This is a genomic window from Pseudomonas sp. PDM03 (assembly GCF_014852385.1).
GTDB lineage: Bacteria > Pseudomonadota > Gammaproteobacteria > Pseudomonadales > Pseudomonadaceae > Aquipseudomonas > Aquipseudomonas migulae.
In genome coordinates this window covers 31,704-49,231 of sequence record NZ_JACVBM010000025.1, presented here as the reverse complement: position 1 = coordinate 49,231, position 17,528 = coordinate 31,704, and the positions used below count along the sequence as shown (strand labels likewise).

General features: G+C 59.4%; 21 protein-coding genes. 20 read left to right on the top strand and 1 reads right to left on the bottom strand.

Annotation, left to right across the window (positions count from 1 at the left end):
* Positions 1-345 precede the first annotated feature (345 nt).
* From rluC to sppA, 3 genes are read left to right on the top strand one after another with little or no spacing between them, the layout of a single operon-like run.
* A complete protein-coding gene (gene rluC, locus IB254_RS26030; RefSeq protein ID WP_192420246.1) occupies positions 346-1,308 on the top strand; it encodes a 23S rRNA pseudouridine(955/2504/2580) synthase RluC in 963 nt (320 codons plus the stop codon).
* Positions 1,295-1,957, top strand: a complete 663-nt coding sequence (locus IB254_RS26025; RefSeq protein WP_192420244.1) for an HAD-IA family hydrolase — start codon at positions 1,295-1,297, stop codon at positions 1,955-1,957. Before rluC ends, IB254_RS26025 begins: the two co-directional genes overlap by 14 nt.
* A 25-nt stretch (positions 1,958-1,982) precedes the next feature.
* Positions 1,983-2,972, top strand: coding sequence for a signal peptide peptidase SppA (gene sppA / locus IB254_RS26020; protein ID WP_192420242.1), 990 nt, complete (start codon positions 1,983-1,985; stop codon positions 2,970-2,972).
* Positions 2,973-3,091: 119 nt separating this feature from the next.
* Here the strand turns inward: sppA and IB254_RS26015 are convergent, their stop codons facing one another.
* Positions 3,092-3,670: a Maf family protein gene (locus IB254_RS26015; protein ID WP_008040893.1), complete on the bottom strand. Its 579-nt coding sequence runs from the start codon at positions 3,668-3,670 to the stop codon at positions 3,092-3,094.
* A gap of 105 nt (positions 3,671-3,775) precedes the next feature.
* On the opposite strand from IB254_RS26015, the gene IB254_RS26010 reads away from it, so the two are divergent.
* The 17 genes from IB254_RS26010 (at position 3,776) to IB254_RS25930 (ending at position 17,432) form a co-directional block, all read left to right on the top strand.
* Complete coding sequence (locus IB254_RS26010) at positions 3,776-4,303, top strand: YceD family protein (RefSeq protein ID WP_008031588.1); 528 nt, start codon at positions 3,776-3,778, stop codon at positions 4,301-4,303.
* A 13-nt stretch (positions 4,304-4,316) separates the two neighbouring features.
* Positions 4,317-4,499 (top strand): 50S ribosomal protein L32, encoded by a 183-nt coding sequence (rpmF, locus tag IB254_RS26005; RefSeq protein ID WP_003179396.1) that lies wholly within the window; start codon positions 4,317-4,319, stop codon positions 4,497-4,499.
* Positions 4,500-4,503: 4 nt separating this feature from the next.
* The gene (gene plsX / locus IB254_RS26000; protein WP_192420240.1) at positions 4,504-5,514 is read left to right on the top strand and encodes a phosphate acyltransferase PlsX; all 1,011 of its coding nucleotides are present in this window, start codon (positions 4,504-4,506) and stop codon (positions 5,512-5,514) included.
* A 125-nt stretch (positions 5,515-5,639) separates the two neighbouring features.
* Positions 5,640-6,578 (top strand): ACP S-malonyltransferase, encoded by a 939-nt coding sequence (fabD, locus tag IB254_RS25995; protein ID WP_192227907.1) that lies wholly within the window; start codon positions 5,640-5,642, stop codon positions 6,576-6,578.
* Positions 6,579-6,594: 16 nt separating this feature from the next.
* Positions 6,595-7,338, top strand: a complete 744-nt coding sequence (fabG, locus tag IB254_RS25990; RefSeq protein ID WP_008040890.1) for a 3-oxoacyl-ACP reductase FabG — start codon at positions 6,595-6,597, stop codon at positions 7,336-7,338.
* 191 nt (positions 7,339-7,529) lie between these two features.
* Positions 7,530-7,766, top strand: coding sequence for an acyl carrier protein (gene acpP, locus IB254_RS25985; RefSeq protein WP_003175607.1), 237 nt, complete (start codon positions 7,530-7,532; stop codon positions 7,764-7,766).
* 108 nt (positions 7,767-7,874) lie between these two features.
* Positions 7,875-9,119, top strand: coding sequence for a beta-ketoacyl-ACP synthase II (fabF, locus tag IB254_RS25980; RefSeq protein ID WP_008031595.1), 1,245 nt, complete (start codon positions 7,875-7,877; stop codon positions 9,117-9,119).
* On the top strand, positions 9,119-9,934 hold the full coding sequence (gene pabC / locus IB254_RS25975; protein ID WP_192420238.1) for an aminodeoxychorismate lyase: 816 nt from the start codon (positions 9,119-9,121) through the stop codon (positions 9,932-9,934). The genes fabF and pabC overlap by 1 nt, the downstream gene beginning before the upstream one ends.
* Before the next feature lie 3 nt (positions 9,935-9,937).
* The gene (gene mltG / locus IB254_RS25970; RefSeq protein ID WP_192420236.1) at positions 9,938-11,158 is read left to right on the top strand and encodes an endolytic transglycosylase MltG; all 1,221 of its coding nucleotides are present in this window, start codon (positions 9,938-9,940) and stop codon (positions 11,156-11,158) included.
* A 19-nt stretch (positions 11,159-11,177) separates the two neighbouring features.
* Positions 11,178-11,810: a dTMP kinase gene (gene tmk / locus IB254_RS25965; RefSeq protein ID WP_008040886.1), complete on the top strand. Its 633-nt coding sequence runs from the start codon at positions 11,178-11,180 to the stop codon at positions 11,808-11,810.
* Positions 11,803-12,789 (top strand): DNA polymerase III subunit delta', encoded by a 987-nt coding sequence (locus tag IB254_RS25960; protein WP_192420234.1) that lies wholly within the window; start codon positions 11,803-11,805, stop codon positions 12,787-12,789. The genes tmk and IB254_RS25960 overlap by 8 nt, the downstream gene beginning before the upstream one ends.
* 42 nt (positions 12,790-12,831) lie before the next feature.
* Complete coding sequence (locus tag IB254_RS25955) at positions 12,832-13,188, top strand: PilZ domain-containing protein (protein WP_008031608.1); 357 nt, start codon at positions 12,832-12,834, stop codon at positions 13,186-13,188.
* Positions 13,189-13,203: 15 nt separating this feature from the next.
* On the top strand, positions 13,204-13,989 hold the full coding sequence (locus tag IB254_RS25950; RefSeq protein WP_008040884.1) for a TatD family hydrolase: 786 nt from the start codon (positions 13,204-13,206) through the stop codon (positions 13,987-13,989).
* Between the two features lie 342 nt (positions 13,990-14,331).
* Complete coding sequence (locus tag IB254_RS25945) at positions 14,332-14,970, top strand: TetR/AcrR family transcriptional regulator (RefSeq protein WP_008031613.1); 639 nt, start codon at positions 14,332-14,334, stop codon at positions 14,968-14,970.
* Between the two features lie 138 nt (positions 14,971-15,108).
* A complete protein-coding gene (locus tag IB254_RS25940) occupies positions 15,109-16,077 on the top strand; it encodes a GTP 3',8-cyclase MoaA (RefSeq protein ID WP_150631722.1) in 969 nt (322 codons plus the stop codon).
* Between the two features lie 169 nt (positions 16,078-16,246).
* On the top strand, positions 16,247-16,855 hold the full coding sequence (locus tag IB254_RS25935; protein ID WP_192420232.1) for a DUF4823 domain-containing protein: 609 nt from the start codon (positions 16,247-16,249) through the stop codon (positions 16,853-16,855).
* Between the two features lie 16 nt (positions 16,856-16,871).
* Positions 16,872-17,432: a DUF1285 domain-containing protein gene (locus tag IB254_RS25930; RefSeq protein WP_192420230.1), complete on the top strand. Its 561-nt coding sequence runs from the start codon at positions 16,872-16,874 to the stop codon at positions 17,430-17,432.
* The last annotated feature ends 96 nt before the right edge of the window (positions 17,433-17,528 follow it).

Below are 17,528 nucleotides of genomic sequence, written 5' to 3'. Positions count from 1 at the left end.
CGCATCATGGCTAATTTAGGCGTTGTTTCCGAAGCGTTCGCTCGGGGTCATTCGCAGCTGACTGCACTTTGTGAACTGGCCGTGAATATGGGCTCGCGTAGCGAGTGAAAACTCTGCTTTGCGGCGTGATTCAGGCCTCATGTCACCTGCGCTCGTTACACCTGCAAACTCCACCGTTACGTAGCGAAAGCGCCGTAGGACGGCCTCGCGTCCTGGTGAATTGCATTGGTCAGGGCCGGTTTTTGACCGTTTGTCCGCTGTCCAGGCCGCTTTTGGCGGCGTTCGCGACTATAGCAGTAATGATTAAGTGCTTCAATTCCATAAAAAATTGATATCATCCGCGCCATGACGACTACTGCCCCCTCGACCCCAGGCGTACAACTGCTTGAGGTCTCGCCGGAATATGCCGGCCAACGTATTGATAACTTCCTTCTCGCTCGGCTCAAAGGCGTGCCCAAGACCTTGATTTACCGCATTTTGCGTAAAGGCGAAGTGCGAGTGAACAAAGGCCGGATCAAGCCCGAATACAAGCTGCAGGCGGGCGATATCGTGCGCGTGCCGCCGGTTCGCGTGCCCGAGCGCGACGAACCTGTGCCGCTGGCCCAGGGCCTGCTGCAACGGCTCGAAGCCTCGATTATCTATGAAGACAAAGCGCTGATCGTGATCAACAAGCCTTGCGGCATTGCGGTTCACGGCGGCAGCGGCCTGACTTATGGCGTGATCGAAGCCTTTCGTCAGTTGCGTCCGGATTGCAAGGAGCTCGAGCTGGTTCACCGCCTTGACCGTGACACCTCCGGCCTGCTGATGATCGCCAAGAAACGCAGCATGCTGCGTCACTTGCACACGGCCTTGCGCGGTGATGGCGTGGACAAGCGCTACATGGCGCTGGTTCGCGGCAACTGGGCGGCATCGATCAAGCAAGTCCGTGCGTCGCTGGGCAAGAGCAATCTGCGTTCCGGCGAGCGGATGGTCGAGGTCGACGAGGAGGAGGGCAAGGAATCGGTGACCGTGTTCAAGGTCCTGCGTCGATTCGGCGACTTTGCCACCCTGATCGAGGCCAAGCCGATCACTGGCCGGACTCACCAGATCCGTGTCCACACCTTGCACGCCGGGCATTGCATTGCTGGCGACACCAAGTACGGCGATGACGATTTCAGCAAGGAAATCCGCGATCTGGGCGGCAAACGCCTGTTCCTGCACGCGTACATGCTGACCGTGCCGCTGCCGGATGGCGGCGAACTGAAGTTGCAGGCGCCTGTCGACGAGATGTGGGCCAAGACTGTGGAGCGCCTGAGTGTACCCCTCTGATTACAAACTGCTGATTTTCGATTGGGACGGCACGCTGGCTGATTCCATTGGTCGGATTGTCGAAGCAATGCACGTAGCGTCCGAGCGTTCCGGTTTTCAGTTGCGCGATGACTTTGCTGTCAAAGGCATCATCGGCCTGGGTTTGCCGGAAGCGATTCGCACGCTGTACCCCGAGATCAGCGATACCGAACTGGTGGCGTTTCGCGAGCATTATGCGGACCACTACATCGCCTCTGAAGCGGTGCCTTCGCCGTTGTTCGAAGGGGTCGTCGAGTCGATGGAGGCGTTCCGCGCCGAGGGTTATCATTTAGCGGTTGCCACCGGCAAGGCGCGTCGCGGACTGGATCGGGTGCTGAAGTCGCACGGCTGGGAAGATTATTTCGACATCACCCGTGCCGCCGACGAAACCGCCAGCAAACCCCATCCACTGATGCTTGAGCAGATCCTCGCCCATTGCGAAGTTCGTCCGGAGCAGGCGTTGATGGTCGGCGATTCGTCATTCGACCTGCAGATGGCGCGCAACGCCGGCATGGATTCGGTGGCGGTCAGCTACGGCGCGCAATCGATTGAAGCGCTGAAATTGTTCGAGCCGGCGCTGGCTATTGATCGTTTTTCAGAATTGCATGCCTGGCTGAGTCAGCGGGCTTAATACGTTTTTGCCGGGGTAGATGGCCATGACCGACGAATGGAAGGCGCCCGCCAAGTCGAGCGCAGAGAGCGGTGACGAGAAAAGCTGGAAGCTGTTGGAAAAGACCCTGCTCGCCAGCGTGCAGGAGCAGCGTCGGTCGCGTCGCTGGGGGATTTTCTTCAAGTTGCTGACCTTTGTGTACCTGTTTGGCGCACTGGTGTTGTTTACGCCGTTGATGGACATGGAAAAAGCCGCCACTCGCAGCGCCAATTACACTGCGCTGATCGAAGTGACGGGCATGATCGCCGACAAGGAGCCCGCCAGCGCTGACAACATCGTCGGTAGCCTGCGTGCCGCCTTCGAAGATAAGAAGGTCAAAGGTGTCATCCTGCGCATCAACAGTCCGGGCGGCAGTCCGGTGCAGTCCGGCTACGTGTATGACGAGATTCGCCGGTTGCGCGGCTTGAACCCGGACACCAAGGTTTACGCGGTAATCTCCGATCTGGGGGCTTCCGGTGCTTATTACATCGCCAGTGCGGCGGATCAGATTTACGCCGACAAGGCGAGCCTGGTGGGTTCCATTGGCGTGACGGCGGCCGGTTACGGGTTTGTCGGCACCATGGAGAAGCTCGGTGTCGAGCGTCGGACTTATACGTCGGGCGAGCATAAGTCGTTCCTCGATCCGTTCCAGCCGCAGAAGCCTGAGGAAACCCGGTTCTGGCAGGGCGTGCTCGATACGACGCACCAGCAGTTCATCAACAGCGTCAAGACGGGTCGTGGCGATCGACTCAAGGACAAAGAGCATCCGGAGTTGTTCTCCGGGTTGGTCTGGTCCGGTGAGCAGGCGCTGCCGTTGGGGTTGATCGATGGTCTGGGTAATGCCAGTTCGGTAGCACGTGATGTGATTGGCGAGAAAGAGCTGGTGGACTTCACCGTTCAGGAATCGCCGTTCGATCGCTTCTCGAAGAAACTGGGCGCCAGCGTGGCTGAGCAGTTGGCGATGTGGATGGGCTTCCAGGGTCCGTCGCTGCGCTGATCTTCCGGCTACATAAAAAAACCGGCCCGAGTGGCCGGTTTTTTGTTGGCGCCCACATCCCGTAGGAGCCGGCTTGCCGGCGATGGTGTCCTCAAGATCGGCGAAGGACTCGACAGCCGTCAGGGGATTTGCACCCCTTCAGCCAGCAGCATGTCGATCAAGCGAATCAGCGGCAGGCCGATCAGGCTGGTGGCGTCAGGGCCTTCGGTGCGTTGAAACAGGCTCACCCCCAATCCTTCCGCCTTGAAGCTGCCAGCGCAATCGTAGGGCTGTTCGGCGCGCAGGTAGCGTTCGATGCGTGCGGTGTCGAGTGTGCGCATGTGTACGGTGAACGGCACGCAGTCGACCTGGCAGTGTCCCGTCTGGCTATTGAGCAGGGCCAGGCCGGTCAGAAAGGTTACGCTTGCGCCGCTTGAGGCCAGCAGCTGCTCGCGAGCCTTTTCGAAGGTGTGGGGTTTGCCGATAATGCGCTCGCCGAGCACTGCAACCTGGTCAGAGCCGATAATCAGATGGGCGGGGTGGCTGCCGGCAAGAGCCCGGGCTTTTTCTTCGGCGAGGCGCTTTACCAGTTCGACGGCGGCCTCATTCGGCCGATGACTTTCGTCGATGTCCGGCGAGCTGCAGGTGAACGGCAGCTGCAAGCGGGCCAGCAATTCCCGGCGATACACTGAGCTTGAAGCGAGTAATAAAGGCAGCATGCGCATCTCCAGAAGACAGGCGCGAATTCTAGCGAGGCTTCCAGGTGACGGACAGGGCTGAATTTCCTTTGACATGGCTGGGTGCATCCCTATAATGCTGCGCCTATGTTGAATGACCCGATTCCACCTCACGTTGACCCGCGCAAATTGGCTGACCGTGGCACCACCCTTCAAGGTGAACTGCTGCTGGCCGATTTGGAGAGACTCTGCGACCCGCTTTCCGACAATGTCGGTACGGTGCAGGCTAAATTCGTTTTTGAACGAGATGAACGTAAGTCTGTGGTAATCCACAGCTTTATCGACACCGAAGTCAAAATGGTTTGCCAGCGTTGTCTTGAGCTGGTCACCCTGCCGATCCACAGCGAATGCAGTTATGCTGTGGTGAAGGAGGGTGCGAATACCCAGTCGTTGCCGAAAGGTTATGACGTGCTGGAACTGGGCGAAGATCCTTTGGATCTGCAGTCACTGATCGAGGAGGAGCTTCTGCTCGCCTTGCCCATTGTGCCTGCTCATCATCCGGAAGAATGCCAGCAGCCGGCGGGTCTCGATGAGCCCGAACCGAGCGAGGACGAGGTAACGCGGTCCAACCCGTTCAGTGTATTGGCGCAGTTAAAGCGTGACCCAAACGTTTAGGAGTTAATCAATTATGGCTGTTCAGCAGAACAAAAAATCCCGCTCCGCCCGTGACATGCGTCGTTCGCACGACGCTCTCGAGGCTAGCACCCTGTCTGTAGAAAAAACCACCGGTGAAGTTCACCTGCGTCACCACGTATCGCCAGAAGGCGTATACCGTGGCCGTAAAGTGATCGACAAGGGCGCTGACGAGTAATCACTTGTCCGCTCAAGTCATCGCGATTGACGCAATGGGCGGGGACTTCGGTCCCCGCAGCATTGTTCAGGCCAGCCTCGCTTGTCTGATTGCTACACCCTCGCTGCACCTGACCCTTGTCGGTCAACCCTCCCTTCTTGAAGAATTGATCGCTGGCCAATCGGCTGTGGATCGCTCGCGCCTGTCGATTACCCCGGCATCCGAAGTGATCACCATGGACGAAAAGCCTGCTCAGGCCTTGCGTGGCAAGCCGGATTCGTCGATGCGCGTGGCGCTCGAGTTGTTGCGTGATGGCAAGGTGCAGGCCTGCGTCAGCGCCGGCAATACCGGCGCGCTGATGGCCTTGTCACGGTTTGTGCTCAAGACCTTGCCGGGCATTGATCGGCCGGCCATGGTCGCGGCGATTCCGACGCAGAAGGGTTACTGTCAGTTGCTCGACCTGGGCGCCAACGTCGATTGCAGCGCCGAGCATCTGCTGCAGTTTGCGGTGATGGGCTCGGTCGCGGCGCAAACCCTGGGCATCGTTCGTCCACGGGTCGCATTGCTGAACATCGGCACCGAAGACATCAAGGGCAATCAGCAGGTCAAGCTGGCGGCGACCTTGTTGCAGAGCGCTCGCGGCATCAACTACATCGGTTTTGTCGAAGGTGACGGTTTGTACCGTGGCGAGGCGGATGTGGTGGTGTGCGACGGTTTTGTCGGCAATATTTTGCTCAAGTCCAGTGAAGGTCTGGCGACCATGATTGCCGGGCGAATTGAAGCGCTTTTCAAGAAAAACCTCGCATCGAAAATGGTGGGTGCCCTGGCGCTGCCGCTGATGAGGCGTCTTCAGGCTGATCTGGCGCCTGCTCGACATAACGGCGCAAGCTTCCTCGGGTTGCAGGGGATTGTGGTGAAAAGCCACGGTTCGGCAGGGGTTCAGGGCTTCCAGAGTGCGATTCAGCGGGCCTTGATCGAGATCCAGGAAAACCTGCCGGAGCGCATTCACGGTCGTCTGGAGGATTTGTTGCTTTAGGCGTTTTCGTCGGACAATGCTTAAATGTGACCGCTCAGTTCAATTTGCCATCCAACTGTCAGTTTCTTGCGTCCCCCAAGCGGGACGTCAATTCTCCGACGACAAGATCATTAGGGGCTTGTTACATGTCTGCTTCCCTCGCATTCGTCTTTCCAGGACAGGGTTCGCAGTCCCTCGGCATGCTGGCCGAGTTGGGCGCGCAACATCCGGTGGTCCTCGAAACATTCAAAGAAGCATCCGACGCGCTCGGTTACGACCTGTGGGCACTGACCCAGCAAGGGCCGGAAGAGCAACTCAATCAAACCGATAAAACCCAGCCGGCCATTCTGACCGCCTCGATCGCCTTGTGGCGTCTGTGGCTGGCGGAAGGCGGTGCGCGTCCGGCTTACGTTGCCGGTCACAGCCTGGGCGAGTACAGCGCCCTGGTCGCTGCGGGCAGCCTGAGTCTGGGCGACGCGGTGAAACTGGTGGAGCGTCGCGGTCAGTTGATGCAAGAAGCCGTTCCGGCCGGGCAGGGCGGTATGGCTGCCATTCTCGGTCTGGACGATGCTGACGTACTGGCAGCCTGTGCCGAAGCGGCGCAAGGCGAAGTGGTCAGCGCGGTCAATTTCAACTCTCCGGGTCAAGTCGTGATCGCCGGTGCCAAGGCTGCGGTCGAGCGCGCCATCGAAGGCTGCAAGGCTCGTGGTGCCAAACGCGCCATGCCGTTGCCGGTCAGCGTACCGTCCCATTGCGAGCTGATGCGTCCAGCCGCCGAGCGTTTCGCCGAGTCGATCGCTGCGATCAACTGGCAGGCGCCACAGATTCCTGTGGTACAAAACGTCAGCGCGAACGTGCCGGCCGATCTCGAAACCCTCAAGCGCGATCTGCTTGAGCAGCTCTACAAGCCTGTGCGCTGGGTTGAATCGGTCCAGGCGCTGGCCGCCAAGGGCGCGACCCAGTTGGTCGAATGCGGCCCCGGCAAAGTGCTGGCCGGCTTGAACAAACGCTGCGCCGAAGGCGTGTCGACATCCAACCTCAATACCCCAGACGCCTTCGCTGCCGCCCGTGCAGCGTTGGCCTGAATCAGGAGAAGCTTGCATGAGTCTGCAAGGTAAAGTTGCACTGGTCACCGGTGCGAGCCGCGGTATCGGCCAGGCCATCGCCCTGGAACTGGGTCGTCAGGGCGCCATTGTTGTGGGCACCGCGACATCCGCCTCGGGTGCCGAGCGCATCGCCGCTACCCTGAAAGAAAACGGTATTCAAGGCACTGGCCTGGAACTGAATGTCACCAGCGACGAATCCGTTGCCGCTGTGCTGGCGAGCATCCAGGAGCAGTTCGGTGCGCCGGCGATCCTGGTCAACAATGCCGGCATCACCCGCGATAACCTGGTGATGCGCATGAAAGACGACGAGTGGCATGACGTCGTCGATACCAACCTGAACAGTCTGTTCCGCCTGTCCAAGGGCGTTCTGCGCGGTATGACCAAAGCCCGTTGGGGACGAATTATCAGTATTGGCTCGGTTGTGGGTGCCATGGGCAACGCAGGCCAAGTAAACTACGCTGCCGCCAAGGCCGGTCTGGAAGGTTTCAGCCGTGCCCTGGCGCGTGAAGTCGGTTCGCGTTCGATTACGGTAAACTCGGTGGCCCCAGGGTTCATCGACACCGATATGACCCGCGAACTGCCCGAGGCACAGCGTGAAGTCTTGCAGGCGCAAATTCCGCTGGGTCGTCTGGGGCAAGCTCAAGAGATCGCGTCTGTGGTCGCTTTTCTTGCATCCGACGGTGCGGCTTACGTTACTGGGGCTACAATCCCGGTGAACGGCGGGATGTACATGAGTTAAATGTGACGGGTTGCTTCAAAAAAATGTCATACGAGCTGTCTAAAATCCGTTATAAAGCTGCAATCTATTTATAGGCAGAGGGTCACGGGGTTTGAGGAGTGAAGCTTTCAGTTGAAAAACTGAAAAGTCTTTCTATACACTTACCCACTGGCCAGCTGCCTGAATTTGTCCATTAGGAGTGAAAACAAGGTATGAGCACCATCGAAGAGCGCGTCAAGAAAATCGTTGCTGAGCAACTGGGCGTTAAAGAAGAAGAAGTGGTCAACACTGCTTCCTTCGTTGAAGACCTGGGTGCCGACTCCCTTGACACCGTTGAGCTGGTGATGGCTCTGGAAGAGGAATTCGAGACCGAAATCCCTGACGAAGAAGCTGAGAAGATCACTACTGTACAAGCTGCAATCGACTACGTTACTAGCCACCAGGCGTAATAGTTTGTAATCGTTGCTTGCTGTCATGGAAAAACCGCACTGCCATCATGGCGTGCGGTTTTTTCTTTAGGCCTGATGCAAAGTCGTCATTTGAAAAAGGAGAGTGCTGTGTCGCGTAGACGCGTCGTAGTCACCGGTATGGGTATGTTGTCGCCACTGGGCACGGATGTGCCGAGCAGTTGGCAGGGCATTCTGGCTGGCCGTAGTGGCATTGGTCTGATCGAACACACCGACCTTTCTGCCTATTCCACCCGTTTTGGCGGCTCGGTAAAGGGCTTCAATGTCGAGGAATATCTGTCGGTCAAGGAAGCTCGCAAGCTCGACCTGTTCATTCAGTACGGTCTGGCCGCAGGTTTTCAGGCGGTGCGTAACGCCGGTCTTGAAGTCACCGACGCCAACCGTGAGCGCATCGGCGTGGCCATGGGTTCGGGTATTGGCGGTCTGACCAATATCGAAGAAACCAGCCGCACGCTGCATGATTCCGGCCCACGACGGATCTCTCCGTTTTTCGTGCCTGGCTCGATCATCAATATGATTTCCGGTTTCCTGTCGATCCACCTGGGTGCACAGGGACCTAACTACGCCATCGCCACCGCGTGCACCACCGGTACGCACTGCATCGGCATGGCAGCCCGCAACATCATGTACGACGAAGCCGACGTGATGATTGCCGGCGGCGCCGAGATGGCCGCTTGCGGTCTGGGCATGGGCGGCTTCGGTGCCTCCCGCGCGCTGTCGACCCGCAACGACGAGCCTACCCGCGCCAGCCGTCCATGGGACAAGGGCCGTGACGGCTTCGTCCTGTCCGACGGTGCCGGTGCGCTGGTGCTTGAAGAGCTGGAACACGCCAAGGCTCGCGGCGCGACCATCTACGCCGAGCTGATCGGCTTTGGCACCAGTGGCGATGCCTACCACATGACATCGCCGCCAGCTGACGGTGCGGGTGCTGCACGTTGCATTTCCAACGCCCTGCGCGATGCGAAGATCAATAGCGATCAAGTCCAGTACATCAACGCCCACGGTACGTCGACTTCGGCCGGCGACCTTGCCGAAGCCTGCGCGATCAAGTCGGTGTTCGGCGATCACGCCTACAAGCTGGCGGTCAGTTCGACCAAGTCCATGACCGGTCACCTGTTGGGTGCGGCGGGCGCAGTCGAGGCGATCTTCAGTGTGCTGGCGATCAATAGCCAGGTGGCGCCTCCGACCATCAACCTCGATGAGCCGGACGAAGGCTGCGACCTGGACTTCGTGCCGCACACCGCGCGCAACATGGACATTGATGTGGTGCTGTCCAACTCCTTCGGGTTTGGCGGTACCAACGGCTCGCTGGTGTTCCGCCGGTTCGCTGACTGATGGACAGCTGGGTCGACGGTCAGCCGGCTGACGCTCTGTCGCTGAAGGATCGCGGCCTGGCTTACGGTGATGGTCTGTTCGAGACCATTGCTGTGCGGAACGGGCAGCCGCTGTTGCTGGACCGGCATCTGTCGCGCCTGGCGCAAGGCTGTTCACGCCTGGCGATCACGGCCGATCACGCGCTGATCCGCAGCGAGCTGCTGGCCTACGCCGCAGCACTGGGCGAGGGCGTGCTCAAACTCATCCTCACCCGCGGCGACAGCCTGCGCGGTTACGCGCCTGACCCTGCGGCCCAGGCCCGACGCATTCTTCAGGGCAACCCGCCTGCCGCTTACCCTGTCGTACATGCGGAGCAGGGCGTTCGCCTGTTTCCTTGCTCCACACGACTGTCCAGACAACCCTTGCTCGCCGGGCTCAAACACCTGAACCGTCTTGAGCAAGTCATCGCCCGTTCCGAATGGCAAGACACCGAGCATGCCGAAGGCTTGATGCTCGATCAGGCAGGGCGGGTGATCGAAGGTGTGTTCAGCAATCTGTTCCTGGTCCGCGATGGCGTGTTGATCACGGCCGATCTCAAGCGCTGCGGTGTGGCCGGCGTGATGCGCGCCGAATTATTGTTTCAAGCCGAGTCGCTGGGGATTCCCACGCAAATCACCGACATTACCCTCGAACAGCTGCAATGGGCTGATGAGGTCTTTATCTGCAACAGCGTGTATGGCGTTTGGCCGGTGCGCGCCTATGCAGCTCTGAGCTGGTCGGTTGGGCCGCTCACCCGTAAACTCCAAACCATTGCCCGCGCGCTACTGGATGCTTGATACGTGAGACGTAAATTCTTGCTGCTGCTGGAAACCGGACTGGTTCTGGCGGGGCTGTGTCTGGGCGCTTCGGCCTGGAAAATCCATTCGGCGCTGGAACAGCCGCTGAACATTGCCCAGGAACAACTCCTGGAAGTGCCCAAAGGCACGACACCCACCCGCACTTTCTATCGACTCGAAGCCGATGGCGTCATCAAGGACGCTTTCTGGTTGCGTGTGTACTGGCGCTTCAACCTGGCCGGGCAACCGTTGCACAAAGGTGAGTACCGCATGCAGCCCGGCATGACGGTGGAAAACCTGATCGACCTGTGGAAGCGCGGGGAAATGGTGCAGTACAGCCTGACGCTGGTCGAAGGCTGGAATTTCCATCAAGTGCGTGCCGCGCTGGCCAAGGATGAAAAACTTGAGCAGACGCTGAACGGTTTGAGCGATAGCGAAGTGATGGACAAGCTCGGTCACGCCGGGATCTTTCCGGAAGGGCGATTCTTCCCGGACACCTACCGCTTCGTGCGTGGCATGACCGATGTCGAGCTGCTGAAAAAAGCCTACGACCGCCTCGACGAAGTCCTTGCCAAGGAGTGGGGGCAGCGCGCGGCTGACGTGCCGTACACCGAACCCTACCAGGCGCTGATCATGGCCTCGCTGGTGGAAAAGGAAACCGGCGTACCGCAAGAGCGCGGGCAGATTGCCGGCGTGTTCGTGCGGCGCATGGAAATGGGCATGCTGTTGCAGACCGATCCGACCGTGATCTACGGCCTCGGTGATCGCTACAACGGCAAGTTGACCCGCGCCCATCTCAAGGAAGCGACCCCTTACAACACCTACGTGATCTCCGGCCTGCCGCCGACGCCGATCGCGATGGTCGGCCGCGAAGCGATCCATGCGGCACTCAACCCGGTGGCCGGCAACAGTCTGTATTTTGTCGCGCGCGGCGATGGCAGCCACGTGTTCTCCGATGATCTGGATGCTCATAACAGCGCAGTGCGTGAGTTTCAGCTCAAGCGTCGCGCCGATTACCGCTCCAGCCCGGCGCCGGTCACCGCGCCAGAGGCGACGAATGAGCAGGCTCCGATCCCGGCGGCTTCGCCTGACCCGGCCCCGGAGGCGTTGGCGCCAGTGACGCCGCCAGAGCCGGCTCAAGAAACGACTCAAGAACCTGCTAAAGAGCCCGCTGCTGCACCCGCGCCCGAATCGGATGCAACCGCGCCGCAAAGCCCGCAATGATTCTGACTAAGGACTGCCTGTGACTGGCTTGTTTATTACCCTGGAAGGCCCCGAAGGCGCCGGCAAGAGTACCAATCGCGAATACCTCGCCGAGCGCCTGCGCGCCGCCGGTATCGAAGTGGTGCTGACCCGCGAGCCGGGCGGCACGCCTTTGGCCGAGAAGATCCGCGAGGTGCTGTTGGCGCCAGTCGAGGAGGCCATGGACCCCGACACCGAGCTGTTGCTGGTGTTTGCCGCGCGCGCCCAGCATCTGGCCGGCGTGATCCGCCCGGCGCTGGCCCGTGGCGCGGTGGTGTTGTGCGATCGCTTTACCGATTCGACTTACGCCTATCAGGGCGGCGGTCGCGGTTTGTCGCTGGAACGCATCGCTACGCTGGAAAGCTTCGTTCAGGGCGAGCTGCGCCCGGACCTGACGCTGATTTTCGATCTGCCGGTGGAAGTGGGTCTGGCCCGCGCCAGCGCTCGCGGTCGCCTGGATCGCTTCGAACTCGAAGGGCGGACGTTTTTCGATGCGGTGCGCAGTGCGTTCCTCAAACGCGCTAAAGCCGACCCGGCGCGATATGTGCTGGTCGACGCCGCCCAGCCGCTGGCGCAGGTTCAACAGTCGCTGGACGCCTTGTTGCCGCGTCTGCTGGAGCTGACCCGTGGCTGAAGCCTATCCGTGGCAGGACAGCCTCTGGCAGCAGTTGGCAGGTCGCAAACAACATGCGCACGCCTACCTGCTGCACGGCCCGGCCGGGATCGGCAAGCGAGCGCTGGCCGAGCGCCTGATGGCCAGCCTGCTTTGTCAGCGCCCGACCGCACAGGACGCTTGCGGCGAATGCAAATCCTGCCTGCTGCTCAAAGCCGGCAGCCACCCTGACAACTACATCCTCGAACCGGAAGAAGCCGACAAGGCGATCAAGGTCGATCAGGTTCGTGAGCTGGTCAGCTTCGTGGTCCAGACCGCGCAGATGGGCGGGCGCAAAGTGGTGTTGATCGAGCCAGTCGAGTCGATGAACATCAACGCCGCCAACGCCTTGCTCAAAAGCCTTGAAGAGCCGTCCGGCGATACGGTGCTGTTACTGGTCAGTCACCAGACCAGTCGGCTGTTGCCTACCATCAAAAGCCGCTGCGTGCAGCAAGCCTGTCCACTGCCAAGCGAGGCCATGAGCCTTGAGTGGCTGGCCAAGGCGTTACCGGACAGCTCGGAAGAAGAGCGCGTCGAGCTGCTGACCCTCGCCGCCGGATCACCGCTGGCGGCGGTGAATTTGCAGGCCCAGGGCGTGCGCGAGCAGCGGGCGCTGGTGGTCGACGGTGTGAAGAAATTGCTCAAGCAGCAGCAATCGCCGACGCAACTGGCCGAAGGCTGGAACGCGATTCCGCTGTTATTGCTGTTTGACTGGTTCTGCGACTGGTCGAGCCTGATCCTGCGGTATCAGCTGACTCAGGATGAAGACGGGCTGGGATTGGCCGATATGCGCAAGGTGATTCAATACCTGGCGCAGAAAAGCGCTCAGGACAAAGTCCTGAACATTCAGGACTGGATCCTCGCCCAGCGCCAGAAAGTCATGAGCAAGGCCAACCTCAATCGGGTGCTGTTGCTTGAAGCGCTGCTGGTGCAATGGGCGTCATTACCTACCCAGAAGTGACCGACTGGGCCTATCCTCTGAACATCAGCAGCGGAGGTCAGCATGAATGAAGCCGTCAATCCGGGGCCGCGCAACGGCATTTTGTCCCTGACCATCAAGGACAACTCCGTGCTCTACGCGGCCTACATGCCCTTCATCAAGAACGGTGGCCTGTTTATCCCGACCAACAAGAGCTACAAGTTGGGCGATGAGGTATTCATGCTGCTGAACCTGATGGACGAGCCGGAGAAAATTCCGGTCGCCGGCAAGGTTGCCTGGATCACCCCCAAAGGCGCGCAAGGCAACCGGGCCGCTGGCGTCGGCGTGCAGTTCAACGACGGTGACGACACCGCGCGCAGTCGAATCGAAACCCACCTGGCCGGAGCCCTGAAGTCCGACCGTCCCACTCATACGATGTAAGTTGCAGCCCTTTTTATGCTCGTAGATTCCCATTGTCACCTTGATCGCCTTGACCTCGCCGCCCATGACGGCTCGCTGGATGCCGCACTCGACGCGGCCCGCCAGCGTGGGGTAGGGCACTTTCTGTGTATCGGCGTCAGTGTCGACAACGCCGCCGACGTCAAAGCCCTGGCCGAACGTTATGACGATGTCGACTGTTCGGTCGGCGTGCACCCGTTGGACGTGCAACCGGGCGCTGCGCCAGCGCTGGACTGGCTGCTGCAGGAGCTCAATCACCCGCGTGTGGTCGCGATTGGTGAAACCGGCCTGGATTATCACTACGAGCCCGAAGCGGCAGAGTTGCAGCAGGAATCGTTTCGCTTGCACCTGCAAGCCGCGCAGCAGACCGGCAAACCGGTGATCATTCACACGCGCGGTGCCCGGGCGGACACGCTGAACCTGCTGCGCGAGGCCGCGTTGCCCCAGGCGGGCGTTTTGCATTGCTTTACCGAAGATTGGGACATGGCCAAAGCGGCGCTGGACATGGGTTATTACATTTCCCTGTCTGGCATTGTCACTTTCCGCAATGCCGATGCGCTGCGTGACGTGGCCAGTAAAGTGCCTGCCGACCGATTGCTGGTGGAAACCGACTCGCCGTACCTGGCGCCGATCCCTTATCGCGGCAAGCCGAACCTGCCGCAATATGTGCGGGAAGTGGCAGAGTTTCTGGCAATGCTGCGCGGTGAATCCTACGAGCGATTTGCCGCGCAGACGACCGAGAACTTCAAGCGACTGTTCCCGCTGGCGCATGTGAAAGGTTAAATCGCAGGCAAAAAAAACCCGGGTTCTGGGGGGTGAATCCGGGTTAAGACCATTAGGAGTAAAACAATGGTACGCGGTCCGTTGGTACCAATATCGACGCGGCACTTGGGGGAGATGCCCCGCCGACAGTTGAAGTATTGATCAGTATTGCGCTGAGTCCAGTTTACCGGCCCAGGTTTTTAAACAATTTTGGAATACAGGCGCTTCGGAAGAGTTCTCATTAAAAGCTGGTGCTGACAGAATTCATCTAGAAACACAGATATGGAAGGATGATCCGTGCATTTTGCCGCAAGTTAGGCATAATACGCGGCTTCGAATTTTGACCCCGACAGACCTTTTCTTATGCATAAAGAACCTCGTAAGGTCCGTGAATTTCGTCGCCGTGAGCAAGAAATTCTCGATACCGCGCTCAAGCTGTTCCTCGACCAAGGTGAAGACAGTGTCACCGTCGAGATGATTGCTGATGCCGTCGGTATCGGCAAAGGCACAATCTACAAGCACTTCAAATCCAAGGCGGAGATCTACCTGCGCCTGATGCTTGATTACGAGCGCGATTTGAACGAGCTGTTGCATTCGGCCGATGTCGACAAGGACAAGGAAGCGCTGTCCCGGGCCTACTTCGAATTCCGCATGCGCGATCCGCAACGTTACCGCTTGTTCGATCGCCTGGAAGAAAAGGTGGTCAAGGGCAACCAGGTGCCGGAGATGATCGAGGAGCTGCACAAGATTCGCGCCTCGAACTTCGAACGCCTGACCCTGCTGATCAAGGGCCGGATCAGCGAAGGCAAGCTCGAAGACGTGCCGCCTTACTTCCATTACTGCGCATCCTGGGCGCTGGTGCACGGCGCCGTGGCGCTGTATCACTCGCCGTTCTGGAGCAATGTGCTGGAAGATCAGGAAGGCTTCTTCCAGTTCCTGATGGACATCGGCGTGCGCATGGGCAACAAGCGCAAGCGCGACACCGACACGCCGAGTAGCTGAGTCATTCAGTTGCCTTATTGCGCCATGATTTCGCTATATGGCGCAGTACCTCAGTAATATACTCAGGCATGGGACTTGCTAAAACTTGATTTGTGAGTCAAGTTTTACGTCGTCCGAATTCCTTGTGCCGGAGTGACCATGATCGTTGACCGTCAAGGCAGGCGTTTTCGTAATCTGCGAATCAGCCTGACCTCCGCCTGCAATTACGCCTGTACCTACTGCGTGCCTAACGGCAAGCGGCTGGTCGCTGCGCAGGATGAGCTGTCGGCCGAAGCCATGGCACGCGGCGTTGCCTACTTGATCGAGGCGGCAGGGATCGAACGGCTGCGCATCACCGGCGGTGAGCCGTTGGTCAGCCCCAAACTCGAAGCCTTCATGACCGCCGTCGGGCAGATGGGCCTGCAAGACATCAGCCTGACCACCAATGGTCAATTACTGGCGAAAAAACTGCCCCTGCTGGTCGATGCCGGCATTCGTCGCATCAACGTTTCCCTCGATACCCTGGATGCCGGCGCATTCCGCAGCATTGCTCGCGGCGGCGATCTGGCGACTGTGCTCGATGGCATGGACCAGGCCAGCGCCGCCGGCATGAAAATCAAGGTCAACATGGTGCCGTTGCGCGGGCAGAACCTCGATCAGGTGATGCCGCTGCTCGATTACTGCCTGGAGCGTGGCTATGAACTGCGCTTCATCGAGCTGATGCGCATGGGCCACCTGGCCAGCGACAACAACGCATTCCTGCAACAATTCGTCAGCCTTCAGCAACTGCTGAGCCTGATCGGTGATCGCTATGAGTATCTCCAGGCCGATGCGCCGGTTGACGCCACGGCGGTGCGCTATGAAATTCCGGGGCAGGGCTATTTCGGGGTCATCGCCAACGAAAGTGTTCCGTTCTGTCGAACCTGTTCACGGCTGCGCCTGTCTTCAACCGGTTGGCTGCATGGCTGCCTGTCGTCGAGCAATCGTCACTATGTCGGCGATCTGCTGGACAAACCGCGTCATCAGGCATTGCCGGCTTTGCAGCGACTCTTGGTGAAGGCCTTGGGTGACAAGCAGGAAGTGGCGTTTTCCGGTGGTGCGACCGTCATGAAGATTATTGGCGGCTGATCGACCGTCTTCGCGGGCAAGCCTCGCTCCTACAGGTTGACGCCGATCTTGTAGGAGCGAGGCTTGCCCGCGAATGCGTTGGAACAGACAACGACGTTCTGGAGCTGGCGCGGAAGCTGCATCCCATGGCCATTCGCCGGTTTTCCGTCACCGGCCTCTGGAGGGTAGGATGCGTAGCCTGGTTTTGCTGCTGGCCGTTTTGGCGCTTGGTGGCTGCATGAATGTCAGCGATATGGCTGAAGAAGCTCGCTACCACATGAGCGACGTGGGGCTGCTTGACCACAGCGACAGCCGCCGCGTGCACAACCTGCGCATTCAGCCGGATTCGTTCGTCTATATCGCCCAAGGCGCCTTTGTGCCGCCGGGCAGTGCGGTCTACCCGCGACCTAACGTGATTGCCGAAGTCGCCTTCGACGGTTTTATCGAATACTTCCCAATGGTCCGCCGTGCACGCACGCCGGAAGGTCTCGACCAGGCCATGAGCGAAGCCCGTGCGGTCGGTGCGCATTACCTGCTCTACACCCGTTTCGCCAAGACTGACGACCGTATCGGCAACGCGGACGAATGGCTCGATCAGGAAGCCGTGGATCGTCTCGGTATCGACTCCGGCGTGATTCAGATCATGTTGATCGAGACCAGCACCCAGTATTTGATTGATACTGCACGTATCAAGAGTCGTGGCGGTTTACTGACGTTCTACGACAAAAAGCCAGAAGACCTGATGGGCCCGCCGCTGCGGCAATACGCGCGCAGCCTGCTGGGGTTCAGCGACCAGTAATTCCAAGGAGAACGCCATGAGTGGTCTGCAAAAAGCCAACGACCTGTTGGGGCAAATCCCCAAGACCCAAGGCTTGCCACCGGTCCACTTGTGGAACCCCGACTTCTGCGGCGACATCGACATGCGCATCGCCCGCGACGGCACCTGGTATTACCTGGGCACACCGATCGGGCGCAAGCCGATGGTCAAACTGTTCTCCACCATCATTCGCCGCGACGGCGATGATTATTTCCTCATCACCCCGGTCGAGAAAGTCGGCATCAAAGTTGACGATGCTCCGTTCGTGGCGATTGCCGTGGATGTTGAAGGCGAGGGTGAAGCCCAGGTCTTGCGCTTCACCACCCATGTGGATGAAACCGCCGAGGCCGGTGCCGACCATGCGATCCGCGTGGTGATTGACCCGGTGACACAAGAGCCTGCGCCTTACGTGCATGTGCGCACCAATCTCGAAGCGCTGATTCATCGCAATGTGTTTTACCAATTGGTGGAGCTGGCGGTGACTCGTGAAATCGATGGGCAGCGTTGGCTCGGTGTATGGAGCGGCGGCATCTTCTTCCCCATCGGCCTCGAGCCGTAACACATATCCCTGTGGGAGCGAGCCTGCTCGCGATGGGGTCATAACATTCAACATCAGTGTCGACTGTCATGCCGCCATCGCGAGCAGGCTCGCTCC

Coding starts and splice junctions, on each gene's coding strand:
- fabD (WP_192227907.1), top strand. CDS start 5,640: ATGTCTGCTTCCCTCGCATTCGTCTTTCCAGGACAGGGTTCGCAGTCC.
- IB254_RS25940 (WP_150631722.1), top strand. CDS start 15,109: ATGATCGTTGACCGTCAAGGCAGGCGTTTTCGTAATCTGCGAATCAGC.
- IB254_RS25950 (WP_008040884.1), top strand. CDS start 13,204: ATGCTCGTAGATTCCCATTGTCACCTTGATCGCCTTGACCTCGCCGCC.
- IB254_RS25930 (WP_192420230.1), top strand. CDS start 16,872: ATGAGTGGTCTGCAAAAAGCCAACGACCTGTTGGGGCAAATCCCCAAG.
- pabC (WP_192420238.1), top strand. CDS start 9,119: ATGGACAGCTGGGTCGACGGTCAGCCGGCTGACGCTCTGTCGCTGAAG.
- IB254_RS25935 (WP_192420232.1), top strand. CDS start 16,247: ATGCGTAGCCTGGTTTTGCTGCTGGCCGTTTTGGCGCTTGGTGGCTGC.
- fabG (WP_008040890.1), top strand. CDS start 6,595: ATGAGTCTGCAAGGTAAAGTTGCACTGGTCACCGGTGCGAGCCGCGGT.
- rluC (WP_192420246.1), top strand. CDS start 346: ATGACGACTACTGCCCCCTCGACCCCAGGCGTACAACTGCTTGAGGTC.
- IB254_RS26010 (WP_008031588.1), top strand. CDS start 3,776: ATGTTGAATGACCCGATTCCACCTCACGTTGACCCGCGCAAATTGGCT.
- IB254_RS26015 (WP_008040893.1), bottom strand. CDS start 3,670: ATGCTGCCTTTATTACTCGCTTCAAGCTCAGTGTATCGCCGGGAATTG.
- IB254_RS25945 (WP_008031613.1), top strand. CDS start 14,332: ATGCATAAAGAACCTCGTAAGGTCCGTGAATTTCGTCGCCGTGAGCAA.
- rpmF (WP_003179396.1), top strand. CDS start 4,317: ATGGCTGTTCAGCAGAACAAAAAATCCCGCTCCGCCCGTGACATGCGT.
- sppA (WP_192420242.1), top strand. CDS start 1,983: ATGACCGACGAATGGAAGGCGCCCGCCAAGTCGAGCGCAGAGAGCGGT.
- acpP (WP_003175607.1), top strand. CDS start 7,530: ATGAGCACCATCGAAGAGCGCGTCAAGAAAATCGTTGCTGAGCAACTG.
- IB254_RS25955 (WP_008031608.1), top strand. CDS start 12,832: ATGAATGAAGCCGTCAATCCGGGGCCGCGCAACGGCATTTTGTCCCTG.